Origin of the sequence: Aeromonas sp. S12(2024) (assembly GCF_041402305.1) — a bacterium.
GTDB classification, from domain to species: domain Bacteria; phylum Pseudomonadota; class Gammaproteobacteria; order Enterobacterales; family Aeromonadaceae; genus Aeromonas; species Aeromonas veronii.
Map to the genome: position 1 here is coordinate 92,577 of NZ_JBGLRB010000006.1, position 19,610 is coordinate 112,186.

Here is a 19,610-nt window from a genome sequence, read left to right on the forward strand (position 1 = left end):
AAGGCACGCCTCAGGGCGTGCCTTTTTGCAATACCGCCACATCGGCGTGGGGGAAGCTGAGCTCGGCCTGCCAGCTGGCGGCCAACACCTGAAACGATACCTCGGCAAAGAAGACGATGTGGGTCGGGTCGTGGCGATAGCGCCAGTTTTTAAACCGCTCGTCACCGAGCACCCGCTGGGTCTGTAACACCAGTAGGCCACCGGGCTTGAGGCAATCCCACAACTGCGCCAGCACCGTGCGCGGCTCGGCAATATGCTCGATCACCTCGGTACTGGTGATGAAGTCGTACTGGTGCTCCAACAATTCGGGAAAATCGGCATAGAACTTGTCATATCCAACCATGTCGTAACCCGCCTCACGCCCCATCGCCACCAGCGCGGGGCCCGGGCCACAGCCAAAATCGAGGCCACTGGCAGGGGTTGGCACCCGACTCAGTACCTCGCCAAATGCCCGCATCAGAAAGGTGCGATAACGGGGATCATCAACCTGGTTATCGTGGCCGTCGTAGACCGCCTTCTCCGCCGCCTCATCCAGATGATCCGCCTCATCCAGCCAGACCAGCTCGCACGCGAGGCAGCGATGATAGCGTTTGCCCGCCACCGGCAGGGGATAACTGCGATGGCTGGCACACAGGGGGCAGCTGACGGTGGATGACATGACGGTTCCTCTTGGGGGCTTCCTGTTGGATAACAGCGGCGCAGATTGCCTGCCCGCAGCCTCGCTGACAACTTTTTTTGCTCCTTAAGGGTTTCTTAAGTTTGCCCTTTTACTCTCAAACCATCGCAAGAGAAGGAGTCACCCATGACCATCGAGATCCAGGCCCCCTACCGATTGCTGCTAGCCAAGTCCCCGCAGCAGGTCATGGCGCTGCAAACCTATATCCAGGCCGCCTACACCCTCGAGTTCAACGCCCGCATCCCCCATTTTCTCCCCTGCCTGCTGGGGCTCTATCGGGCGGACGGGACGCTGGTCGGTGCCTGTGGTCTCAATCATGCCAGTGAGGGGCCTCTCTATCTGGAACAGTATCTGGAGCAACCCATCGAGGCCGCCATCAACACCCGCCTCGGGGTCTATCCGGCACGCAACCGCATTATCGAAGTGGGCAATCTGGCCTGCAGCGAACCGGGCAATGCCCGCCTGATGTTTGCGGCCCTGTGTCGTCTGCTGTGTGAAAACGCCCTCGACTACGTGGTCTTTACCGGCACTGCCAAGCTGCGCAACAGCTTTGCCCGCCTGCAACTCAATCCGGTGGAGCTGGCCCCCGCCCAGGCCCATCAGGTGGGAGCCGACGCCGACGCCTGGGGTGAGTACTACCGTTGCCAACCCAAGGTGATGGTGGGCGACATCAATCAGGGGCGCGAGGTGCTGGCCCAGAGCAGCCTGCTGCTCAATCTGCTGGCCCCAATGCCTACCCTGTTTGACGATGCCGGCAAGAGCAGTGATAACCAGCCCCATCAAAAAAGGTGCGCCCAATGAGCCTGTTCGACGCCATCGCCAAACATGCCCACGAGCATCCGCAATCCCCTGCGCTGCTGAGCAACCAGCAGCGTCTCGATTACCAGACCCTGTGGCAACAGATCCAGCGTCTGGCCAGCCAGCTGCAACAGCTCGACATCAGCCGTCTGGCGCTGCAACTGGACAACGGCCTGCCTTGGGCGCTGCTGGATCTCGCCTGCACCCGCGCCGGTATCGTGGTCATTCCGGTGCCCCACTTCTTCAGTCAGGCCCAGCAGGCCTGGTTGCTGGAGAGCAGCGGCGCCGATGCGCTGGTGGGCCCATATCATCAGGGGTGGCATGCCGCCGAGCCGCTCTCGCTGATCACCGGCGAGCTGCCGCTCTGGCGCCACGCACCAGCCAATCGACCGGCGCTGCCCAAGGGCACCGCCAAGATCACCTACACCTCCGGTACCACGGGCCAGCCCAAGGGCGTCTGCCTGTCACTGACCCAGATGATGGCGGTGAGCCATGCGCTGGCCGAGCGGGTCGCGCCAGCCAAGGTGGAAAAACACCTGACCCTGCTGCCGCTGGCGACCCTGCTTGAGAACATCACCGGCCTCTATGTGCCGCTGCTGACCGGCGCCTGCAGCCGCATTCCGTCCCTCGGGGAGCTCGGTTTCACCGGCTCCAGTTCGCTCAATCCAGCCATGCTGGGGGAAGCCCTGCTGCGCTGGCCGACCCACAGTCTGGTGCTGGTGCCCGAACTGCTGCGCCTGCTGCTGGCGCTCTGCACCAGCACCCCGACGCTGGCCCAGCAGCTCAAGAGCCTGCGCTTTATTGCCGTCGGTGGCGGCAAGGTGGCCCCCGACCTGATCAAACACGCCCGTCAGCTCGGCCTGCCGGTGTATGAGGGATATGGCCTCTCGGAGTGCAGCTCCGTGGTGGCGCTCAACAGCCCGGATGCTGACAAGCCCGGCAGCGTAGGCCGCCCCCTGCCTCACTGTCAGGTCACCATCGCCAGCAACGGCGAAATTATGGTGAGCGGCAGTGCCATGCTGGGCTATCTCGGCAGCAACGAACCAACTCCCGAACAGATCGCCACAGGCGATCTGGGCCATCTGGATGAAGAAGGCTACCTCCATATCACCGGGCGCAAGAAGAATGTCCAGATCACCGCCTTTGGCCGCAACTTCTCCCCAGAGTGGGTGGAGGCCGAAGCACAGCTCTGCCCCGCCATCGCCCGTATCGTGGTCTTTGGTGATGGTCAGCCCGCCAACGTGGCGCTGATCCAGCCCCTGCCGGGGAAAGAGGCGGATCTGCCCCGCCAGATCGCCGGTCTGAACCAGCGGCTGCCCGATTATGCCCGCCTGCACCACTGGTTGCCGGTGGCACTCGACCAGCATCCCGGCCTGCTGACCGCCAACGGGCGCCCCTGTCGCAACGAGATTTACCAACACTTTTCCCGGCAAATCAGCCAATGCCTTACAGGAGAATCGTCATGAGCTTCTACCAGACTCTGCAACAAGCCACTGCTCAGGAGCGTGAGCATCTGTTCAACGCTCCCATCATCGAAGCCTGCCGCCGTGGCGATATCAGCCGTGACACCTATCTCGCCTTTCTGGCGCAGGCTTACTACCACGTGCGCCACACAGTTCCGCTGCTGATGGCAACCGGCGGCAAGCTGGGTCAGGAGTACGAGTGGGTGCGCGGCGCCATTGCCGAGTACATCGACGAGGAGTATGGCCATCAGGAGTGGATCTTAAGCGATATCCGCGCCTGTGGCGGTGATGCCGAGGCGGTGCGCCACGGCCAGCCCGGGCTGCCCATCGAGCTGATGGTCGCCTTCCTCTACGACCAGATCCAGCGCGGCAACCCCATGGGCTTCTTCGGCATGGTGCAGGTACTGGAAGGCACCAGCGTCGCCATCGCCCTCACCGTCGCCGACCAGCTGAAAAAGGGCCTCGGCCTGCCACCGCAGGCGATGAGTTACCTGAGCTCCCACGGCGCCCTGGATCAGGAGCACCTCAAGTTCTTTGAATCCTTGATGGATAAGGTCGAGAGCCCGGCAGATCAGGCCGCCATCATCCACTCCACCAAGGTGGTCTACCGCCTCTACGGCGAGATGCTCTACAACCTCACCGCCACACCGTAAGTTGGCAGCGGATCAGCAGACAGCAAAAAGGGAACCCACACCATGAACCTTGAAGGGAAACTCGTGCTGCTCACCGGCGCCAGCGGTGGCATAGGTGAGGAGCTAGCACAGGAGCTGGCGGCCCAAGGGGCACACCTGCTGCTGCACGGTCGTCGCGGCCCGGCACTGGAGCGGCTGTGCAAGTCACTGCCTCATCCCGAGCGCCATCAGGTGGTGCTCGCCGACCTCGGCTCTGCGCAGGAGCGAGCCAAGCTGCTGCAACACCCGGCGCTGGAGGATGGGATCGACATCCTGATCAACAACGCTGGCTGCAACCAGTTTGCCTGGCTGGAAGATCAGAGCTTCGAGCAGGTGGAGCGCCAACTACTGCTCAATATCGAGGCGCCCATCCAGCTCACCCGTGCCCTGCTGCCAACCATGCGCAAGCCGGGGATCATCATGAACATGGGGTCGAGCCTGGGCAGCATCGGCTACCCCGGTTACAGCGTCTACTGCGCCAGCAAATTTGCCCTGCGGGGCTTTAGCGAAGCGTTGGGACGGGAGCTGGAGGGTAGCGGCATCAAGGTGCTGCATTTTGCCCCCCGCGCCACCCGCACCAAACTCAACTCTGAGGCCGCTTACGAGATGAATGCGGCGCTCGGCACCCAGACCGACAGCCCGCAGGAGGTGGCCGAAGAGGCGGTCATCGCCCTGTGCAACGAAACCCGCCGCAGCTGGCTCGGCTGGCCGGAAAAACTGTTCGTGCGGCTCAATGCCCTGCTGCCCGGCATCGTCGACAAGGCGCTGGCCAGACAGCTGCCGATCATCAAACGTTATGCCCGTCATCTTCAGCCAGGGACGGCTGATGCCGGCGCCAACAGTGCGCCACAACCAGACTTGTCCCGCCCGATCCCGACCAAGAAGGAGCATTAATATGAATTTTTTCCGTCAATCCGTGACCTCTTGTGCCATCGCCATCCTGCTGGGATCCACCTCAGTCATGGCCGCGAGTGATGCCCTCATCCCCATCCAGCAACAGTGGGCCGTCTGCCAGTATCAACAGAGCGGCAAGGCGAAAGAGAGCTGCCTCGAAACACTGAGCACCCAAGCCGAAGCGGCCAGCGCCAAGGAGCCTTTTCGCGCCGACCTGCTAATCTGGTCGGCCATCGTCAAGAGCACCTGGGCGGGGGCCAAAGGGGGGCTGGGGGCACTGGGTCTGGTGAAAGAGGCCAAAGCCAAGCTGGAGCTGGCGCTCAAGCAGGATCCCAAGGCGCTGGATGGCTCTGCCTACACCAGTCTGGGCTCCCTCTACTATCAGGTGCCCGGCTGGCCGGTCGGCTTTGGCGATGACGAAAAGGCAGAACAGCTGCTCAAGCAGGCGCTAGCCATCAATCCGGATGGCATCGACCCCAACTTCTTCTATGGCGACTTCCTGCTGGATCAGGGTCGCAAGGCCGAGGCCAAAACCTACCTCGACAAGGCGCTGGCCGCCCCGGCCCGCCCGGGTCGCGAAGTGGCCGATGAAGGGCGCAGAATGGAGATCCGCGATCGGCTGGCCAAGCTATAAAACCCTGATGGATCAAAGAACTATTTAAACTCTGCCCACCAGCTTGCATACTGGTGGGCAGGGTTGTTTATACCACGGCACGCCCTGGCGCTGAGCCAGATCGCGACACCCAACAAACAGGGAGAAAAGAATGCGGATCCTGCTGGTGGAAGATGATGTGATGCTGGGGGATGGTATGCAGGATGCACTGCGCCATAGCGGCTATACGGTGGACTGGCTGCAACAGGGGTTGCCCGCTCTGGCAGCCCTCAAGAGCGACGAGTTCGCCGCCCTGATCCTCGATCTCAACCTGCCCGACATCGATGGCCTCAGCCTGCTGCGCAAGTTGCGGCGTGAAGGACACCAGCTGCCGGTGCTGATCCTCACCGCACGCGATGCGCTGGACGATCGGGTAGTCGGCCTCGATGCCGGCTCCGACGACTACATGGTCAAGCCCTTCGCCCTGCAGGAGCTCAACGCCCGTCTGCGCGCCCTGGTTCGCCGCAGCAAGGGGCAGGCTCAAGCGGTGCTGGAGTATGGCGATATCCTTATCTATCCCGAATCCCAGCAGGTCACCTATCAGGGGGAGGCGGTCAAACTCACCCCCCACGAATACAAGTTGCTGCAGGAGCTGATCAGCCAGAGCGGCCGGGTGTTGAGCAAGGATCAGCTGCAACAGAGCCTCTACGGCTGGGATGAAGGCGCCGAGAGCAACGCGGTAGAGGTGCATATCCACCATCTGCGCAAGAAGTTCTACAGCGACCTCATCCGCAATATTCGCGGGGTCGGCTACATCATTCCCCAGCTCGAACAGCCAAGCCGGACACCCGCACGATGAAACGCCCCCGCTCCATTCGCCGCTTTCTACTCACCGGTATCCTGACGCTGGTGAGTCTGAGTCTCACCATCAGCGCCTTTATCGGCTACATGGAGGCGAGCCACGAAATGGAGGAGCTGTTTGATGCCCGCCTCGCCCAGTCGGCCCGCATCACCAATCAGCTGCTGGCCCGCTACATGGCCCAGCAGGAGCAACTGCCCGCCAACGGCACCATCTATCAGGAGTGGGAGGCGCAAAATCCCGATGAGTGGCAAAAAGACCCCAGTCTCAACCTGACCGGCGAGGATCGGGAGATCACCCCCTACGGCCACGAGTTCGAACGCAATCTCTACTTCCAGCTGCTCGATGAAAAGGGCGGCTTGCTGCTGCGCACCCCCAGCGCCCCGGATCAGCCGCTGGTCACCCTGGCCATCGGCTTCGACACGGTCGAAAAAGATAATCACCAGTGGCGCACCTTCACCCTCTACAACCAGCAGGAGCAGACCTGGCTGGTGGTAGCCGAGCGGGACGACGAGCGCAGCGAACTGGCCAGCAAGATGGCCACCCTCACCATGCTGCCGCTGCTGATCACCCTGCCCTTCCTGCTGGCCCTGCTCTGGTGGCTCATCACCCGCGGGCTGGCCCCCCTGCGCCAGCTGGCCCAGGCCATCAGCGAACGTCACCCCGCCAACCTGAGCCCCCTCAGCCTCAAGATAAGCGCTCAGGAGCTGACCCCCCTCACCAACGAGATCAACCGGCTGATGCAGGCGCTGGCGGAGACCATAGAGCGGGAGAAACAGTTCACCAACGAGGCGGCCCACGAGCTGCGCACCCCGTTGGCGGTGCTGCGCATTCATAGTGAAAATGCCCTTGCGGCCATTGATGACGCCAGTCGCCAGCAATCCCTGCACAAGATGTTGCAGGCCCTCGACCGCAGCGATCGGCTGATCCGCCAACTACTGACCCAGGCCCGTATCGACAACCAGCAGGGGCTGGTATTAACCGAGCTGGAGGTGGGCCACCTGCTGCAAGGCACCCTGGCAACGCTTGCTCCCATCGCGCTCAAGAAGGATCAGCAGCTGTCGCTGGAGTGTGAATTGCCGCAGCTGGTGATGGGGCAGGCCACCCTGCTCGAGCTGCTGTTCAGCAACCTGATCGACAATGCGCTGCGCTACACCCAGCCGGAGGGCGAGATCAGGGTGCGGGTTCAGCGAGAGGGCAACCGGGTGAGGGTGGATGTGAGCGACAACGGCCCTGGCATTCCCGCCAGTGCCTTGCCCCGGCTGTATGAACGCTTCTTCCGGGTCAATCCCCAGCAGGGGGATGGCGTGGGTCTCGGCATGGCCATCGTCTCACGCATCGCCCAGTTGCACGGCGCCGACCTCGATGTCCACAACCGGCCGGAAGGGGGGCTGGAGGTGAGCGTGTTACTCCCGCTCCCGCCGGCAAGATAAGCGATAAGTAAAGAGCCCGCGATGCGGGCTCTTTACTTTCAATGACAATCTGGCTGCACGGTAAAGGTTCGACTGGCATCCACCGGGCCCAGCTCCGCCAGCAGACGTCGGCCCAGCAGCACCGGATAGATCATCTTGCTGCGATCCCGCAGGGTAAACCACTCCTCATACACCTTGTCCCCCAGACAGATGGACATGGTCACCGTTGGCCGCTGCTCCATGCCGCCCGCCCCGCGCACCGTCACGCTGCGCTCGACCCGCCGCTCGAACTGCTGTTTGACCAGCTTGCCGCTGTCGGCATCGGTCACCACCAGCATGAAACGCACCCAGGGCTTGCCATCCCGTTTGAATCTGGTGATGGAGCGTGCATCGAGGGAAGAGGTGAGCGCCCCGGTGTCGAGTTTCATCTTTACCGCCACGCCGGTGGGCAAAATAAGTCCCTTCTCGATCCAGCCATAGCTGGTCGGGGGCTCTGCCAGCGCACTGCCACACAGTGCCAGCATCAGGGTGATCCCCACCATCATCTTGCCCATTTTACTGCCCTGCCTTGTCAATCCTGCGCCCAGATCTACCACAGTCCCATTGTGGGTCAATCCGATTTATTTCAGCTACTTGGATAATATCTGGCGGGTCAGGAGAGAGACGACAAAGAGTGGCCGAACGGCGGCTCAAGCGGGCGGGAATATCGAAGGAGAGCAAGGCACCGAACGGTGCTGGATGAAACTGGTGGTTAACCTCAGGTTGTGACGCCAAAGGCTACCACAAGGATTTACAAATTATCAGTCTTGTTCTGAAGGGATTTTTGCCTACACTGTTGTAAACCGGAGGGCCTGAAAACCACCGGTTTTTTTGCGCCTGCCGAAAATTTGCCACTGCAAAAGTGACTTTCAACAAGGCTCAATAAGGAATTTGTAATGCGTATCGAAGAAGACTTGAAGCTCGGTTTCAAGGATGTCCTGTTCCGCCCCAAGCGCTCTACTCTCAAGAGCCGTTCCCAAGTAAGCCTGACCCGTCAGTTCACCTTCAAACACACTCAGACCCAATGGCAAGGCGTACCCGTCATCGCCGCCAACATGGATACCGTCGGCAGCTTCGCCATGGCGCGCACGCTGGCCGGTTTCGAGATGATGACCGCGGTACACAAGCACTACAGCCTTGAGCAGTGGCAAGCTTTCGTCAACGAGACCGACCCGGCGCTGCTGGGCCATGTGATGGTCTCCACCGGCACCTCGGCTGAAGATTTCGCCAAGACCCGCCAGATCCTCGCCATGTCCGAAGCGCTGCGCTTCATCTGTGTCGACGTGGCCAACGGCTACTCCGAACACTTCGTCGAATTCGTGCGCAAAATTCGTGAAGCCTGCCCCAACCACGTCATTCTGGCGGGCAACGTGGTGACAGGCGAGATGGTCGAAGAGCTGATCCTCTCCGGCGCCGACATCGTCAAGGTTGGCATCGGCCCGGGCTCGGTCTGCACCACTCGCGTCAAGACCGGCGTCGGTTATCCGCAGCTCTCCGCCATCATCGAGTGTGCCGATGCGGCCCACGGCCTCGGCGGCCAAATCGTCGGTGACGGCGGCTGCACCTGCCCGGGCGACGTCGCCAAAGCCTTCGGCGGCGGCGCCGACTTCGTGATGCTGGGCGGCATGCTGGCAGCCCACGAAGAGTGCGGTGGCGAGATCGTCGATGTAGACGGCGAACCCTTCATGAAGTTCTACGGCATGAGCTCCTCCAGCGCCATGGACAAGCACGCAGGTGGCGTCGCCGAGTACCGAGCCTCCGAGGGTAAAACCGTGCTGCTGCCCTACCGCGGCCCGGTCGAGAACGCCGTGCGCGACATTCTGGGCGGCGTGCGCTCCACCTGTACCTACGTCGGAGCCAGCCAACTGAAAGAGTTGACCAAGCGCACCACCTTCATCCGGGTTCGCGAGCAAGAGAACAACGTCTACGGCAAGGAGTAACCTGCCGCAGCGACCGTCACGCGCTGACGGTTAGAAGCCAGTCAACCGGTGTGCTACCCTGCGCACCGGTTTTTTTGCATCTGGGATCCCGAGCCATGACCACTCACCTGCCCCCGTTTGACTGGGATATCTTCTGTTGCGTCGTCGATAACTTCGGCGACATCGGTGTCACCTGGCGACTCGCCCGCCAGCTAAAACGGGAGGGGAATATTGCGGCACATGGCGATGAGGTTCAGGTGCGACTCTGGGTGGACGATCTGGCAAGTTTCGCCCGCATCTGCCCCGGGCTCGACCCGGCGCAGGATGGCCAGTGGGTCGAAGGCATCTATATCCAGCACTGGCATGAGACCCTGCCGAGCGACATGGCACCGGCCAAGGTGGTGATCGAGGCCTTTGCCTGCGAGTTGCCCGCCCCCTTCATAGAGCTGATGGCGAGCCAACCCAGCCCCCCATGCTGGATCAATCTGGAGTACCTCTCGGCGGAGAGCTGGGTCGAGGATTGCCACGGCCTCGCCTCGCCCCAGCGGGTTGGCAATAAAAGCCTCAACAAATACTTCTTCTTCCCGGGCTTTACCGCTAAAACCGGCGGCCTTTTGTGCGAACGCGACCTCATCACCGAACGGGAACAGTGGCAGCAAGACGAGGCGGGACTTACCGTCTACTGGGCCACCCTTGGTTTGCCGCCAAAACAAGAGAACGAGCTGCGGGTCAGCCTCTTTACCTACGAGAGCGATGCGCTGAAAAGTCTGGTCGAGAGCTGGTGCCAGAGCGCCACGCCCGTCACCCTGCTGCTGCCGCTGGGGCGCTCTCTCAACGATGTGCTCACCGGTGCCGGTCTGACTGATGCCATCCCTGCAGCCAAAGCGGGGGATCTGCTCCACGCGGGCAACCTCACCATCAAGCTGCTGCCGATGACCGATCAGTCCGGTTACGATCGACTGCTGTGGAGCTGCGATCTCAATCTGGTGCGCGGCGAGGACTCCTTCGTACGGGCCCAGTGGGCGGCTCGTCCTTTCCTCTGGCATATCTACCAACAGGAGGAGGAGGCTCATCTGGTCAAGCTGGAGCAGTTCCTTGACCACTACTTATCCGATCTACCCGCCGAGTGCGGCCAATGGCTGCGCCGGTTCAATCTGGCTCTCAACCGTGGCGAAGATTGCGGCGAACTTTGGGCCCAATGGCCCCGATATAGCGCCATTTGGCAGCAACATGGGCGAAGCTGGTCACAGAAGTTGCTCCGGGATGGGGATCTCGTCACACGGTTGGTGAAATTTTTAGAAAGCCGTATATAATCTGGCAGTTTTTATCCGTCCGTTTCACGAACAGGAATTTTTTACATGAAAACCGCTCAGGAAATCCGCGCTGGTAACGTAGTCATGATCGGCACCGAGCCGATGGTGGTCCAGAAGGCTGAATTCAACAAATCCGGCCGTAACTCCGCCGTGGTCAAAATGAAGCTGAAAGGCCTGCTGAACGGCAGCGCCACCGAGACTGTCTTCAAGGCCGACGACAAGCTGGACGTTGTTCAGCTGGAGCGTAAAGAGTGCACCTACTCCTACTTCTCCGACCCCCTGTATGTCTTTATGGACACCGAGTACAACCAGTACGACGTAGAGAAAGACAACCTGGGTGACGTGCTGAACTACCTGGTAGACGGCATGGAAGATCTGTGTGAAGTGACTTTCTACAACGAGAAAGCCATCTCCGTAGAACTGCCGACCACCATCGTGCGTGAAGTTGAGTACACCGAGCCGGCTGCCCGTGGTGACACCTCCGGTAAAGTGACCAAGCCTGCCCGTCTGAAAGGCACTACCTACGAGCTGGCTGTTGCCGCTTTCGTAGAGATCGGTGACAAGATCGAAATCGATACCCGCACCGGTGAATTCAAGCGTCGCGTCAACTAATTGACCGCTTTGAATTGATTACAAAAAAGCGAGCCAACGGCTCGCTTTTTTATTGCCTCCGAGTTGCCATCACACCGCCCGCCTTCAGAAAATCCCACCGCCGCCGCTAACCCAGATAACCGGGGGAGCACACTATGGCCAGATTATCCTTATCACTGCTGTTATTGACCTTGCTGGCTGGCCATGGGGCAGAGGCGAGCGAGGTTGCGCCTCCCATTGCCGAACCAATGCCCCTCGACCATTGGCAAGCGAGCGACTGGAAAGGGTTGCCCGATACTACCCAAATCGACAAGCAGACGGTGTTGTTCGCCAAACACGACAGTGAAAACTATCTGGGGCTCGCCATTTTACTGCCCGACTGGCAGCGCAGCGGCCAGCTCTGGCAACTGACTCGCGCTCTCGGCCGACTGGGCTTTGATACCCTGCTGCTGCTGCCCTCCCCCCAACAGACCGAACTGGACCCAGCCGCCGAGAAAAAAGCGAAAAACAGCGATACATTTCGCAAACAGTTTGCCGAGCGGATCAGCAAGCTGGCGGATGCCAAGCTGCAGGAGGGGGGCTTCAAGCTGATCCTGGCGCAAGGCACCGGCGCTGCCTGGACCACCAACCTCATCGCCAGCGAACAGTTGCCCGCCCCCGACGCGCTGGTGCTGCTCGATGGTTTCTTCCCCAATCAGCAAAGCAACCAGACCCTGGCCAAACAGGTGGCTCAGGCGGCCATCCCCACACTCGATCTCTATCAGGAGGATGGCGGTCGCTGGCCCCTGCTGGCCGCCGAAGCCCGCAAAAGCGAGAGCCGGCGCAGCAACAAGCTCAACTATCGCCCCTACGCCCTGATGGAGCTGGAGGAGACCTCCACCCGCATTCAGGGCTGGCTCAACCATCTGGGCTGGCTCTAAACCGGCCGCTAGCGTGGCGCAATAAAGCGCGCAAGCTCACATCTGCCGGATAAAGCCCAGCCATGACACAGCGGCAGGCTGGCCCTGACTGCATCCTCTTTGGCATCATGGCCTCTCGAACCTGAACAATGGCAGGAAGACCCATGCAGCAGATTGTGTTTCTCGACAGCGATACCCTGGATGCGGGCATCACCCTGCATCACCCCGACTTCCCCCACCACTGGCAGAGTTATCCCAGCACAGCCCCGGAACAGGTGGTCGAGCGGCTGAAAGATGCCAGCATCGCCATCATCAACAAAGTACGGATCGGCGCCGCCGAACTGGCCCAGCTGCCTGAGCTCAAACTCATTGCCCTGGCCGCAACCGGCAGTGACAACGTGGATCTGGAAGCGTGCCGCGCCGCCAACGTCGGGGTGTGCAATATCCGCAACTACTCGGGCCCCTCGGTGCCGGAGCACGCCATGGCGCTGATGCTGGCCCTGTCGCGCAACCTCTTCTGCTGGCGCCAGTCGCTGCTGGAGGGGCGCTGGCAGCAGAGCGGCCAGTTCTGCTTTTTCGACCACAACATCATGGATCTGCACGGCAAGCAGCTTGGCATCATCGGCAAAGGGACGCTCGGTCAGGCGCTCGGCGAGCGGGCCAAAGGGATGGGGATGACAGTGCGTTACGCCCAGAGCCAGGTCGGCACCAGTCACGATGAGGATCGCCTACCCCTCGACGAGTTGCTGCAAAGCTCGGACGTCATCAGCCTGCACTGCCCGCTCACCCCCTACACCCGCAACCTGATTGGCGAGCGGGAGCTGGATCTGATGAAACCGGGTGCCCTGCTGATCAACGTCGGCCGTGGCGGACTGGTGGATGAGGAGGCGCTGCTGCAAGCGCTGGCCAACGGCCGCCTCGGTGGCGCCGGTTTCGATGTGGCGAGCGTCGAACCCCCGCCCCCCGACCATCCCTTGATGAAGGCGCTGCAATACCCCCACTTCATTCTGACCCCCCATGTGGCCTGGGCCAGCGAGGAGTCGATGCAGCGTCTCGCCGATCAGCTGATCGACAACATCAACGCCTTTGCCGCCGGTCGCCGCCAGCACCGGCTGGTGTGACTGCACGATCGAGTCACCACACAATGCACAACGGGGCCAACAGGCCCCGTTGTGCATCTATCGCACTCACTGCGCGCACATCAATCGTCGTCGTGCCATCTGTGCTTCTTATGCTTTTTGTACTTCTTGTGGTGCTTGTGATGGTGATGATCATCGTCATCATCGTAATAGCGATCCTGGCTCTTGTGGCTATCGCCCGTCTTGGCACCGATGGCCGAACCGCTCGCCCCGCCGACCCCGGCGCCGATCAGCTGCCCGGTATCACCACCGACACTCTTGCCGATGGCGGCACCGCCCAGCGCCCCCACCGCGCCGCCAAGGGCCGCTTCATTCTTGTTGCCCTTGTTGGCCGTCGCAGCCCCACCAGCAGCACCGCCCAACGCAGCCCCCACCAGCGCACCGGTATCGCCACCCAGCTCCTTGCCGATCATGGTGCCCGCCACCCCGCCTGCGCCACCACCCAAAATGGTATTGAGGGTCTCGGAGGCGTGCACGGTCGTGCTGCCAGCCAGCAAGGCGCCCAGCAGTGCCAGTACGCGAAGAGCACGCGAATTCATCTCCATGGGTACTCCTGTCAAACCTGATTAATATTCAGCGGCACTATACAAAGTGCCACGGGGTTCGCCAGCCAGCAGAAATGAGGGATGCGACAGTCAATGGCCGCACGGCCACCGCCCAAAATGGAAGAGTAAAATCAAGTGATTGAATTTAAAGATTAAAATCACCAAAAAGCCAAACGATTACGGCAGAGTGACCCACAATCTGGTTGTCGTGTCCCGGCACAGACCCGCCGCGCTGGGACAAAAGCTGTCAGTCAGCAGCCTCATCCGCCAGATGCCAGCAGTCCCGGCCAGCCTCCTTGCTACGATAAAGGGCCGCATCAGCACGCTCGAAGATGGGGTCGGCGACGGGTGAATGGCAGGCGCCGCCGATACTCAAGGTGACCTGTCCCTTGTGCTCACGCCACTGTTGATGTCGCACCACGTCCAGCAGACAATTGAGCTTCTCCGCCAGCTCATCCTGTGGCTGTTGCAGCAGAGCGGCAAACTCATCGCCACCAATCCGGTAAACTGTGCTCACCCCCAGCACATCAGCAAGACAGTTGGCCACCCGACACAGCACCTGATCGCCGAAGGCATGACCCCGACTGTCATTGAGTCCTTTGAAGTGATCAATATCAAACAGCAGCAGCCAGAAGCGCTCCCCCCTCAGCTCCAGCGCCGTCTTGTGCTGCTCGAAGGCTCGCCGGTTCATGATACCGGTCAGAGGGTCCCGCAACAGCGCATCCTGCCCCTTGAGGAAGCTGGCCCTGACCTGATCGATCTCGTTCAGGCTGCGTCGCACAAACCAGGTATTGGCCTTGGTGATGGGGGGAGAACTCTCCAGATTGCGCACGATACCGGTCAATGACCCCGACACCAGCGCCTGCTCCTGGCGGAAGATCCGCACCAGCAGACTCAGCGTGCAACACCAGATGGCAAACAGGGAGATCAATGGCAAAACCACCATCTGCAGCGCCTCATAGAGGCTGTTGCGAAACAGCACGGGCGGCAGATAGATATTGAGATCCCAGCCAATATCCGCCAGCTCGCGCTTAAGGAAGGTGCCATGACACAACACATCCAGACCGAGCCACTGCTGGCCCTGATGCTGCTCGATAGGGTGATCTGCCAGCAGATCCATATTGCTGCCCACCACCAGCTGGCCGCTGTCGCGCAAGGTAAGATAGAGTGCGGCCTGATTGCCGCCAACCGTCCGCTGCAGCGCCTGCTGCAGCGAGTCGAATGACATGTCGACCATCAGCAGACCCAGCAGTTGCCCCTGATCGTCCCGCACCCGTTTAATCAGGCTGAGTATCAGTTCATTGGTATTGTATTCAGGGTAGGGGCCAAACCAGACGAGCTCGTCGCCCGGCATGGTGGTCACCTGATACCAGGGTCGCAGCGCCGCCTGATAACCGGGGGGCGGTAGCCAGTCCGGGTAGCTGTCGATACGATCCGCGTTCAGGTTGTAAAAGTAGATGTAGTGGTTGCCTGGTTTGATCTTGTGCGCAATGGCCCAGATGGGGGAGTCGGCCAGCCCGCCGCGAGCGATCTTCTCCTTGTCGAGCGAGGCCTCCAGCACCGCCAGTTGCCGCTCATTGACCTTCACCATCTCGTGGATCAGGGACGCTTCAACGGAGGATGCCATGTGGCCGAAGCCGGATACCGTCATGTCGATATCCCTCAGATAGCTGGCAATAGCCATGATGATCGTCACGATCAGGATCATCAAACCAATCAATGCAGAGAGGGGGACCAGCACATAGTAGCGTTTATTGAGATACGAACGGCTCACATCACATCCGAACCAAGAAAACATGAGGGGATTGTGGGAGAGAAAGGAGAGTGAATCATTGATTAATATCACTTTCGCGCCCCTTAAATGACACTTCCAACACTAACAAAACGTCAGGGTTCGCAAACGAATATCAACTGACAGGAAAAACGCTAGTTACCCCGGGTTAACCCCGCTCTGCATCGCGGGTGTTATAGTCTATACCTGATTCGGCAGGCGCTGGACAAACCGTCCATCACCGGCTGCAACGCCAAGCAGAACAAGGAGATGTTATGAGCAGTCCGTTTATCGAACAGATCAAAGCACGTCGTACCATCTATGCCCTGGGCGACCAGGTGTCCCATACGCCGGAGCAGCTGACGACCCTGATCCAGGATGCCATCAGGCACAGCCCCTCCTCCTTCAACTCCCAGAGCTCCCGTGCCGTCATCCTGTTTGGCGCCCAGCACCACAAGCTGTGGGATATCGTCAAAGCCGAGCTGAAAAAGATTGTGCCGCCGGAGGCCTACGCCCAGAGTGAGGCCAAGGTAGATGGCAGCTTCCGCGCAGGCTTCGGTACCGTGCTCTTCTTCGAAGACACCGACGTCATCAAGGATCTGCAGCAAAAATTCGCCCTCTACGCCGACAACTTCCCTATCTGGTCGGAACATGCCACCGGTATCGCCCAGTTTGCGGTCTGGACGACGCTGGCACAGGAGAAAGTCGGCGCCTCCCTGCAGCACTACAACCCGCTGATCGACGAGGCGGTACGCAAGGAGTGGAATCTGCCCGCCAGTTGGCTGCTGCGTGCCCAAATGCCCTTTGGCAGCATCAAGCAACCGGCCGGCGACAAGACCTTTATCGACGACGCTACCCGTTTCCGTGTTTTCAAATAACCGTTGAGATAGCAAACGCCCCCGCATCTCGGGGGCGTTTTTATTGCGGCATGCAGTGTTGATGGCGATGGTTCATACCGCAATCTGCGGTCGTAATACGCTCTATCCACCGCTCAAGTGAGCAGCCTCACCAACAGGGACTCGCCTTCCTCCAACTCCACCTTCACCTCGCGCCAGTCGCGGATCACCGCCACCACAGCCGGATTGAGCGGCGCATCGCCCCCTACCTGCACCACGGTGCAACCTGCACGCAGGGCGCTCTCGATACCGGCCGGGGCATCCTCGAACACCAGACAACGAGCGGGCGACACGCCAAGCCGTTTGGCTCCCAGCAGATAGGGCTCGGGATCGGGCTTGCCATTGATCACAGCTTCGGCCCCCACCAGCAGGTTGGGCAGCGGCAAACAGGCACAACTCAGGCGATGACGAGCAACCCGCTGGCTGGCGGAGGTCACGATGGCCCAATGCTCTGGCGGCAAGCGGCGCAGCAACTCGCCAGCCCCAAAGATGGCGTCGCCACCGGTATGCAGCATCTCCAGCTCGTCGAGCCGCGCCGCCTCCCGCTCGACATCCAGTTGCGGGGCCAGCGCCCGGATCACCTCTCGCGAGCGCATGCCGTGGCACATCGCCAGCACCGGCTCGGGGGCCAGCTGATGATGCTGACACCAGAGCCGCCACACCTTCTCCACATCGCCGGTCGAGCAGACCAGAGTGCCATCCATATCGAGCAGCAGGGCGGATACCGACAGGGTGATCGTGTTCATGCCAGCACTCATACAGGCACCCCGGCCAGCTCGGGCAGAGAGCCAGAGAGTGCATCGGCAAAGGCCTGCTGCTGGGCGGCACGCTCATAACAGGCCAACGCCTGCTCGGCACTGCCAGCCCACACTTGCAAGGGGCCGACCACAAACCCCTGTTGCAACAGGCTGGCGAGCAGCTCCCCCGTCTCCGGGGCCACCAATGGCTGGGCCAGCACCAGCGTGCCCTTGATCAAAAAGAGATAGCGTTGGGTAGACATGATATGGCTCCTTGTTCCGGTTCAGAGGAGGGCGATTCCTCCCTTGCCAAGCCATTAGAACAAGGCGATTAGATAATTTATAATCAATAAGTCGCCACTTTGGATAACCAATTGGAATGAAATTCGACTTGAGGCAACTGCAGGCGTTTGTGACGCTGGCCGACACCGCCAACTACCGGGAAGCGGCCAGCCGCCTCTTTATCACCCAGCCGGCCCTCACCAAGCAGATCCAGGGGCTGGAGCAGACGCTGGGCTGCACCCTGTTCAAACGGGGCCGCCACGGCGCCGAGCTGACGGCGCTCGGCGCCCAGCTGCTCACTCAGGCAAGCGCACTGGTCAAACACGGCAGGGAGTTTGAACGTCACGCGCTGGCGGTGGCGAGTGGCGTGGCCGGTCGGCTCAAGATTGGGTTTGGCCTGTCGAGTTTCGCGCTGGCCCCTGCGCTGGTGGCCCGCTTCAAACAGCAGGTCACGGACGTGATGGTCCATCTGCAGGATATGCCCTCCGCCATCCAGCAGGAGCAGCTGCTCTCCGGCCAGTTACAGCTTGGCTTTATGCGCAGACCTCAGATGCCGCAGTTGCAGGAGCACAGACTGCTGATCGACCGGCTGGTGCTGGCGGTGCCGACACGAATGACCGAACCAGATCCGGCCGCATTCGACGTCCAGCAGGCACTGACCAGTCAACCCCTGTTGCAGATGGTGGGCCACCGCTGCCCCGGGCTCAGCCAGCAGATCGCCGGTTTCCTCGGCGCCAATCGGCTGACCGGCATGGTCCAGGAGGCCGAAGATATCCAGACGCTGGTGGCGTTGGTTGCGGCGGGTATCGGCAACGCCATCCTGCCACGCAGCGTCAGCTTTATCGCAGGGCCCGATGTCACCCTCTATCCTCTCTCTGGTCCCAGCTCCGAGTGGGAGGTCAGCATGGTATGGAATCCGGACTTTGCCGACCCCATCCGGGATCACTTCGTCAGGCAGGTGATCGCCAGCCATCCCCTGCCGGTGTCGGCCACACCCTAGCGCTGAAACCAACGCTTGCTGGTAGCTAACACCGTGACCAGCCAAAAAACAGTGTGCCCCCATCAAGGGGGCGCATGCAGGACAAAAGCGGCAATGCGGCTCAACAGCTGGCACAGTGGCTACGGTTTTTACCCGCCCCCTTGGCGCAATAAAGCGCCGCATCGGCCGCAGCCAGCAACGCCCCTTCTCCCTCCAGCGGTTGCTCTGCCGTGTAGGTGGCAATGCCAATGCTGGCGCTAAGCTGAATATTATTTGCCACCACGATGTCGAGATCGTTGATGGCCTGGCGGATCTCCTCTCCAATCCGCTGGGCCGCATCTCGATCGGTATTGCCGAGGATCAGAGCAAACTCGTCACCACCAAAACGGCAGGGCAGATCCGCCGGACGCTGGCAGAAGGATTGCAGAAGATGGCCCACCAGCTGGAGGGAGCCATCTCCCATCTGATGACCAAGATGGTCATTGCACGCCTTGAAGTTATCCAGATCCAGCATGATGAGGGAGAGCGGGGTATGTTCACGCATGCTGCGCCGCCACTCGTTATGCAAAAAACTGTTGAACAGCCGCCGATTGGCCAGCCCGGTCAAGGGATCATGTTGGGAGAGGCTGGCAACTTCCAGCTCCAGCAGCTTGCGCTCGGTGATATTGATATGGGCGATGGAAAAATACTCGGCATCAAGCCCGGGTACCGGCGCTACTCGCATCATAAACCAGCGCTGGGTGTCGGGGCTGTGGCAGGGGTATTCCAGATAGAACTTCTCCTGCTGATGACGGATAACCCGGAGGATCCCCTCCACGGCAGCCAATCCAGAGGGCTCGGATTCAGCGTCACAAGCCCCCATGTAATTGACCCCAATCCAGTTATATCCCTTGGGCATGCCGTTTTGCTCGGCAAACAGATCCCAGGCGAGATTGGTGTAATGGATCACGCCATCCCGATCTATCACCGATATCTGGTCTTCCAGCGAATCCAGCAGCGCAGCCAGATGATGGGCTCGCTCGGCGAAGTGACTCTGCCGCGTCTGTATATCATCCGCCATGGTGGCCATCCTGTGGCAAAAGTGGCATACCGCCATCTATTAACAATTAAGTCAGCAGATAGAGTAAAGCACCCC

The 19,610-nt window shown here is 60.7% G+C and carries 21 protein-coding genes; 14 read left to right on the forward strand and 7 right to left on the reverse strand.

Going from position 1 to position 19,610, the window contains the following annotated elements; translation table 11 throughout:
• Positions 1-10: 10 nt before the first annotated feature.
• Positions 11-658, reverse strand: coding sequence for a class I SAM-dependent methyltransferase (locus ACB035_RS07960; protein ID WP_371167023.1), 648 nt, complete (start codon positions 656-658; stop codon positions 11-13).
• Between the two features lie 144 nt (positions 659-802).
• Here ACB035_RS07960 and ACB035_RS07965 point away from each other — a divergent pair, with 144 nt between their 5' ends.
• The 7 genes from ACB035_RS07965 (at position 803) to ACB035_RS07995 (ending at position 7,386) form a co-directional block, all read left to right on the forward strand.
• Positions 803-1,477, forward strand: a complete 675-nt coding sequence (locus ACB035_RS07965; RefSeq protein ID WP_216949106.1) for a thermostable hemolysin — start codon at positions 803-805, stop codon at positions 1,475-1,477.
• Positions 1,474-2,940, forward strand: coding sequence for an AMP-dependent synthetase/ligase (locus ACB035_RS07970; protein WP_371167024.1), 1,467 nt, complete (start codon positions 1,474-1,476; stop codon positions 2,938-2,940). Before ACB035_RS07965 ends, ACB035_RS07970 begins: the two co-directional genes overlap by 4 nt.
• Entirely contained in the window at positions 2,937-3,590 is a 654-nt protein-coding gene (locus ACB035_RS07975) for a TenA family transcriptional regulator (RefSeq protein ID WP_042082679.1), read from the forward strand. Before ACB035_RS07970 ends, ACB035_RS07975 begins: the two co-directional genes overlap by 4 nt.
• A 42-nt stretch (positions 3,591-3,632) precedes the next feature.
• Positions 3,633-4,502, forward strand: a complete 870-nt coding sequence (locus ACB035_RS07980) for an SDR family oxidoreductase (RefSeq protein ID WP_042082681.1) — start codon at positions 3,633-3,635, stop codon at positions 4,500-4,502.
• A gap of 1 nt (position 4,503) precedes the next feature.
• The gene (locus ACB035_RS07985) at positions 4,504-5,136 is read left to right on the forward strand and encodes a tetratricopeptide repeat protein (protein ID WP_042082684.1); all 633 of its coding nucleotides are present in this window, start codon (positions 4,504-4,506) and stop codon (positions 5,134-5,136) included.
• Positions 5,137-5,266: 130 nt separating this feature from the next.
• Positions 5,267-5,953 (forward strand): response regulator, encoded by a 687-nt coding sequence (locus ACB035_RS07990; protein ID WP_005335091.1) that lies wholly within the window; start codon positions 5,267-5,269, stop codon positions 5,951-5,953.
• Positions 5,950-7,386 carry an ATP-binding protein gene (locus ACB035_RS07995; protein ID WP_371167025.1) on the forward strand — a complete coding sequence of 479 codons (1,437 nt, stop codon included), beginning with the start codon at positions 5,950-5,952 and terminating at the stop codon, positions 7,384-7,386. The genes ACB035_RS07990 and ACB035_RS07995 overlap by 4 nt, the downstream gene beginning before the upstream one ends.
• 38 nt (positions 7,387-7,424) lie before the next feature.
• On the opposite strand, the gene ACB035_RS08000 is transcribed toward ACB035_RS07995, so the two are convergent.
• Positions 7,425-7,919, reverse strand: a complete 495-nt coding sequence (locus tag ACB035_RS08000) for an ATP-dependent zinc protease (RefSeq protein ID WP_371167026.1) — start codon at positions 7,917-7,919, stop codon at positions 7,425-7,427.
• A gap of 381 nt (positions 7,920-8,300) precedes the next feature.
• Here ACB035_RS08000 and ACB035_RS08005 point away from each other — a divergent pair, with 381 nt between their 5' ends.
• The 5 genes from ACB035_RS08005 to ACB035_RS08025 all read left to right on the forward strand — a co-directional run bounded on the left by ACB035_RS08005 (position 8,301) and on the right by ACB035_RS08025 (position 13,247).
• Entirely contained in the window at positions 8,301-9,344 is a 1,044-nt protein-coding gene (locus ACB035_RS08005) for a GMP reductase (RefSeq protein WP_005348017.1), read from the forward strand.
• A 95-nt stretch (positions 9,345-9,439) separates the two neighbouring features.
• Positions 9,440-10,636, forward strand: coding sequence for an elongation factor P maturation arginine rhamnosyltransferase EarP (gene earP, locus ACB035_RS08010; RefSeq protein ID WP_371167027.1), 1,197 nt, complete (start codon positions 9,440-9,442; stop codon positions 10,634-10,636).
• A gap of 45 nt (positions 10,637-10,681) precedes the next feature.
• Positions 10,682-11,248, forward strand: a complete 567-nt coding sequence (gene efp, locus ACB035_RS08015; protein WP_005335100.1) for an elongation factor P — start codon at positions 10,682-10,684, stop codon at positions 11,246-11,248.
• Positions 11,249-11,382: 134 nt separating this feature from the next.
• Positions 11,383-12,147, forward strand: coding sequence for a DUF3530 family protein (locus tag ACB035_RS08020; protein ID WP_304520600.1), 765 nt, complete (start codon positions 11,383-11,385; stop codon positions 12,145-12,147).
• A 143-nt stretch (positions 12,148-12,290) separates the two neighbouring features.
• The gene (locus ACB035_RS08025) at positions 12,291-13,247 is read left to right on the forward strand and encodes a D-2-hydroxyacid dehydrogenase (protein WP_150389512.1); all 957 of its coding nucleotides are present in this window, start codon (positions 12,291-12,293) and stop codon (positions 13,245-13,247) included.
• A gap of 80 nt (positions 13,248-13,327) precedes the next feature.
• Here the strand turns inward: ACB035_RS08025 and ACB035_RS08030 are convergent, their stop codons facing one another.
• Together ACB035_RS08030 and ACB035_RS08035 are read right to left on the reverse strand one after the other, a co-directional pair.
• The gene (locus ACB035_RS08030) at positions 13,328-13,810 is read right to left on the reverse strand and encodes a YMGG-like glycine zipper-containing protein (protein WP_371167028.1); all 483 of its coding nucleotides are present in this window, start codon (positions 13,808-13,810) and stop codon (positions 13,328-13,330) included.
• A 247-nt stretch (positions 13,811-14,057) separates the two neighbouring features.
• The gene (locus tag ACB035_RS08035) at positions 14,058-15,608 is read right to left on the reverse strand and encodes a diguanylate cyclase domain-containing protein (protein ID WP_335817321.1); all 1,551 of its coding nucleotides are present in this window, start codon (positions 15,606-15,608) and stop codon (positions 14,058-14,060) included.
• Between the two features lie 248 nt (positions 15,609-15,856).
• Between ACB035_RS08035 and ACB035_RS08040 the strand changes: the two genes are divergently transcribed.
• A complete protein-coding gene (locus ACB035_RS08040) occupies positions 15,857-16,459 on the forward strand; it encodes a nitroreductase family protein (protein ID WP_042082707.1) in 603 nt (200 codons plus the stop codon).
• A gap of 113 nt (positions 16,460-16,572) precedes the next feature.
• Here the strand turns inward: ACB035_RS08040 and ACB035_RS08045 are convergent, their stop codons facing one another.
• Positions 16,573-17,223 carry an HAD-IA family hydrolase gene (locus tag ACB035_RS08045; protein WP_371167029.1) on the reverse strand — a complete coding sequence of 217 codons (651 nt, stop codon included), beginning with the start codon at positions 17,221-17,223 and terminating at the stop codon, positions 16,573-16,575.
• Between the two features lie 8 nt (positions 17,224-17,231).
• Positions 17,232-17,477: a hypothetical protein gene (locus ACB035_RS08050; RefSeq protein ID WP_129503447.1), complete on the reverse strand. Its 246-nt coding sequence runs from the start codon at positions 17,475-17,477 to the stop codon at positions 17,232-17,234.
• Positions 17,478-17,593: 116 nt separating this feature from the next.
• Here ACB035_RS08050 and ACB035_RS08055 point away from each other — a divergent pair, with 116 nt between their 5' ends.
• Positions 17,594-18,496 carry a LysR family transcriptional regulator gene (locus ACB035_RS08055; RefSeq protein ID WP_371167030.1) on the forward strand — a complete coding sequence of 301 codons (903 nt, stop codon included), beginning with the start codon at positions 17,594-17,596 and terminating at the stop codon, positions 18,494-18,496.
• Between the two features lie 100 nt (positions 18,497-18,596).
• Here ACB035_RS08055 and ACB035_RS08060 read toward each other — a convergent pair whose 3' ends face one another.
• The gene (locus ACB035_RS08060) at positions 18,597-19,535 is read right to left on the reverse strand and encodes a diguanylate cyclase (RefSeq protein WP_160881826.1); all 939 of its coding nucleotides are present in this window, start codon (positions 19,533-19,535) and stop codon (positions 18,597-18,599) included.
• Positions 19,536-19,610 lie beyond the last annotated feature (75 nt).

Excerpts from the sequence above, each read along its gene's own strand:
- ACB035_RS07980 (WP_042082681.1), top strand. The coding sequence starts at position 3,633 with ATGAACCTTGAAGGGAAACTCGTGCTGCTCACCGGCGCCAGCGGTGGC.
- ACB035_RS08055 (WP_371167030.1), top strand. The coding sequence starts at position 17,594 with ATGAAATTCGACTTGAGGCAACTGCAGGCGTTTGTGACGCTGGCCGAC.
- ACB035_RS08050 (WP_129503447.1), bottom strand. The coding sequence starts at position 17,477 with ATGTCTACCCAACGCTATCTCTTTTTGATCAAGGGCACGCTGGTGCTG.
- ACB035_RS08035 (WP_335817321.1), bottom strand. The coding sequence starts at position 15,608 with ATGTTTTCTTGGTTCGGATGTGATGTGAGCCGTTCGTATCTCAATAAA.
- ACB035_RS08020 (WP_304520600.1), top strand. The coding sequence starts at position 11,383 with ATGGCCAGATTATCCTTATCACTGCTGTTATTGACCTTGCTGGCTGGC.
- ACB035_RS08040 (WP_042082707.1), top strand. The coding sequence starts at position 15,857 with ATGAGCAGTCCGTTTATCGAACAGATCAAAGCACGTCGTACCATCTAT.
- ACB035_RS08025 (WP_150389512.1), top strand. The coding sequence starts at position 12,291 with ATGCAGCAGATTGTGTTTCTCGACAGCGATACCCTGGATGCGGGCATC.
- ACB035_RS08005 (WP_005348017.1), top strand. The coding sequence starts at position 8,301 with ATGCGTATCGAAGAAGACTTGAAGCTCGGTTTCAAGGATGTCCTGTTC.
- ACB035_RS07965 (WP_216949106.1), top strand. The coding sequence starts at position 803 with ATGACCATCGAGATCCAGGCCCCCTACCGATTGCTGCTAGCCAAGTCC.
- ACB035_RS07960 (WP_371167023.1), bottom strand. The coding sequence starts at position 658 with ATGTCATCCACCGTCAGCTGCCCCCTGTGTGCCAGCCATCGCAGTTAT.
- ACB035_RS07995 (WP_371167025.1), top strand. The coding sequence starts at position 5,950 with ATGAAACGCCCCCGCTCCATTCGCCGCTTTCTACTCACCGGTATCCTG.
- ACB035_RS08045 (WP_371167029.1), bottom strand. The coding sequence starts at position 17,223 with ATGAACACGATCACCCTGTCGGTATCCGCCCTGCTGCTCGATATGGAT.
- ACB035_RS08060 (WP_160881826.1), bottom strand. The coding sequence starts at position 19,535 with ATGGCGGATGATATACAGACGCGGCAGAGTCACTTCGCCGAGCGAGCC.
- ACB035_RS07975 (WP_042082679.1), top strand. The coding sequence starts at position 2,937 with ATGAGCTTCTACCAGACTCTGCAACAAGCCACTGCTCAGGAGCGTGAG.
- ACB035_RS07985 (WP_042082684.1), top strand. The coding sequence starts at position 4,504 with ATGAATTTTTTCCGTCAATCCGTGACCTCTTGTGCCATCGCCATCCTG.
- ACB035_RS08030 (WP_371167028.1), bottom strand. The coding sequence starts at position 13,810 with ATGGAGATGAATTCGCGTGCTCTTCGCGTACTGGCACTGCTGGGCGCC.
- earP (WP_371167027.1), top strand. The coding sequence starts at position 9,440 with ATGACCACTCACCTGCCCCCGTTTGACTGGGATATCTTCTGTTGCGTC.
- ACB035_RS07970 (WP_371167024.1), top strand. The coding sequence starts at position 1,474 with ATGAGCCTGTTCGACGCCATCGCCAAACATGCCCACGAGCATCCGCAA.
- ACB035_RS07990 (WP_005335091.1), top strand. The coding sequence starts at position 5,267 with ATGCGGATCCTGCTGGTGGAAGATGATGTGATGCTGGGGGATGGTATG.
- ACB035_RS08000 (WP_371167026.1), bottom strand. The coding sequence starts at position 7,919 with ATGGGCAAGATGATGGTGGGGATCACCCTGATGCTGGCACTGTGTGGC.
- efp (WP_005335100.1), top strand. The coding sequence starts at position 10,682 with ATGAAAACCGCTCAGGAAATCCGCGCTGGTAACGTAGTCATGATCGGC.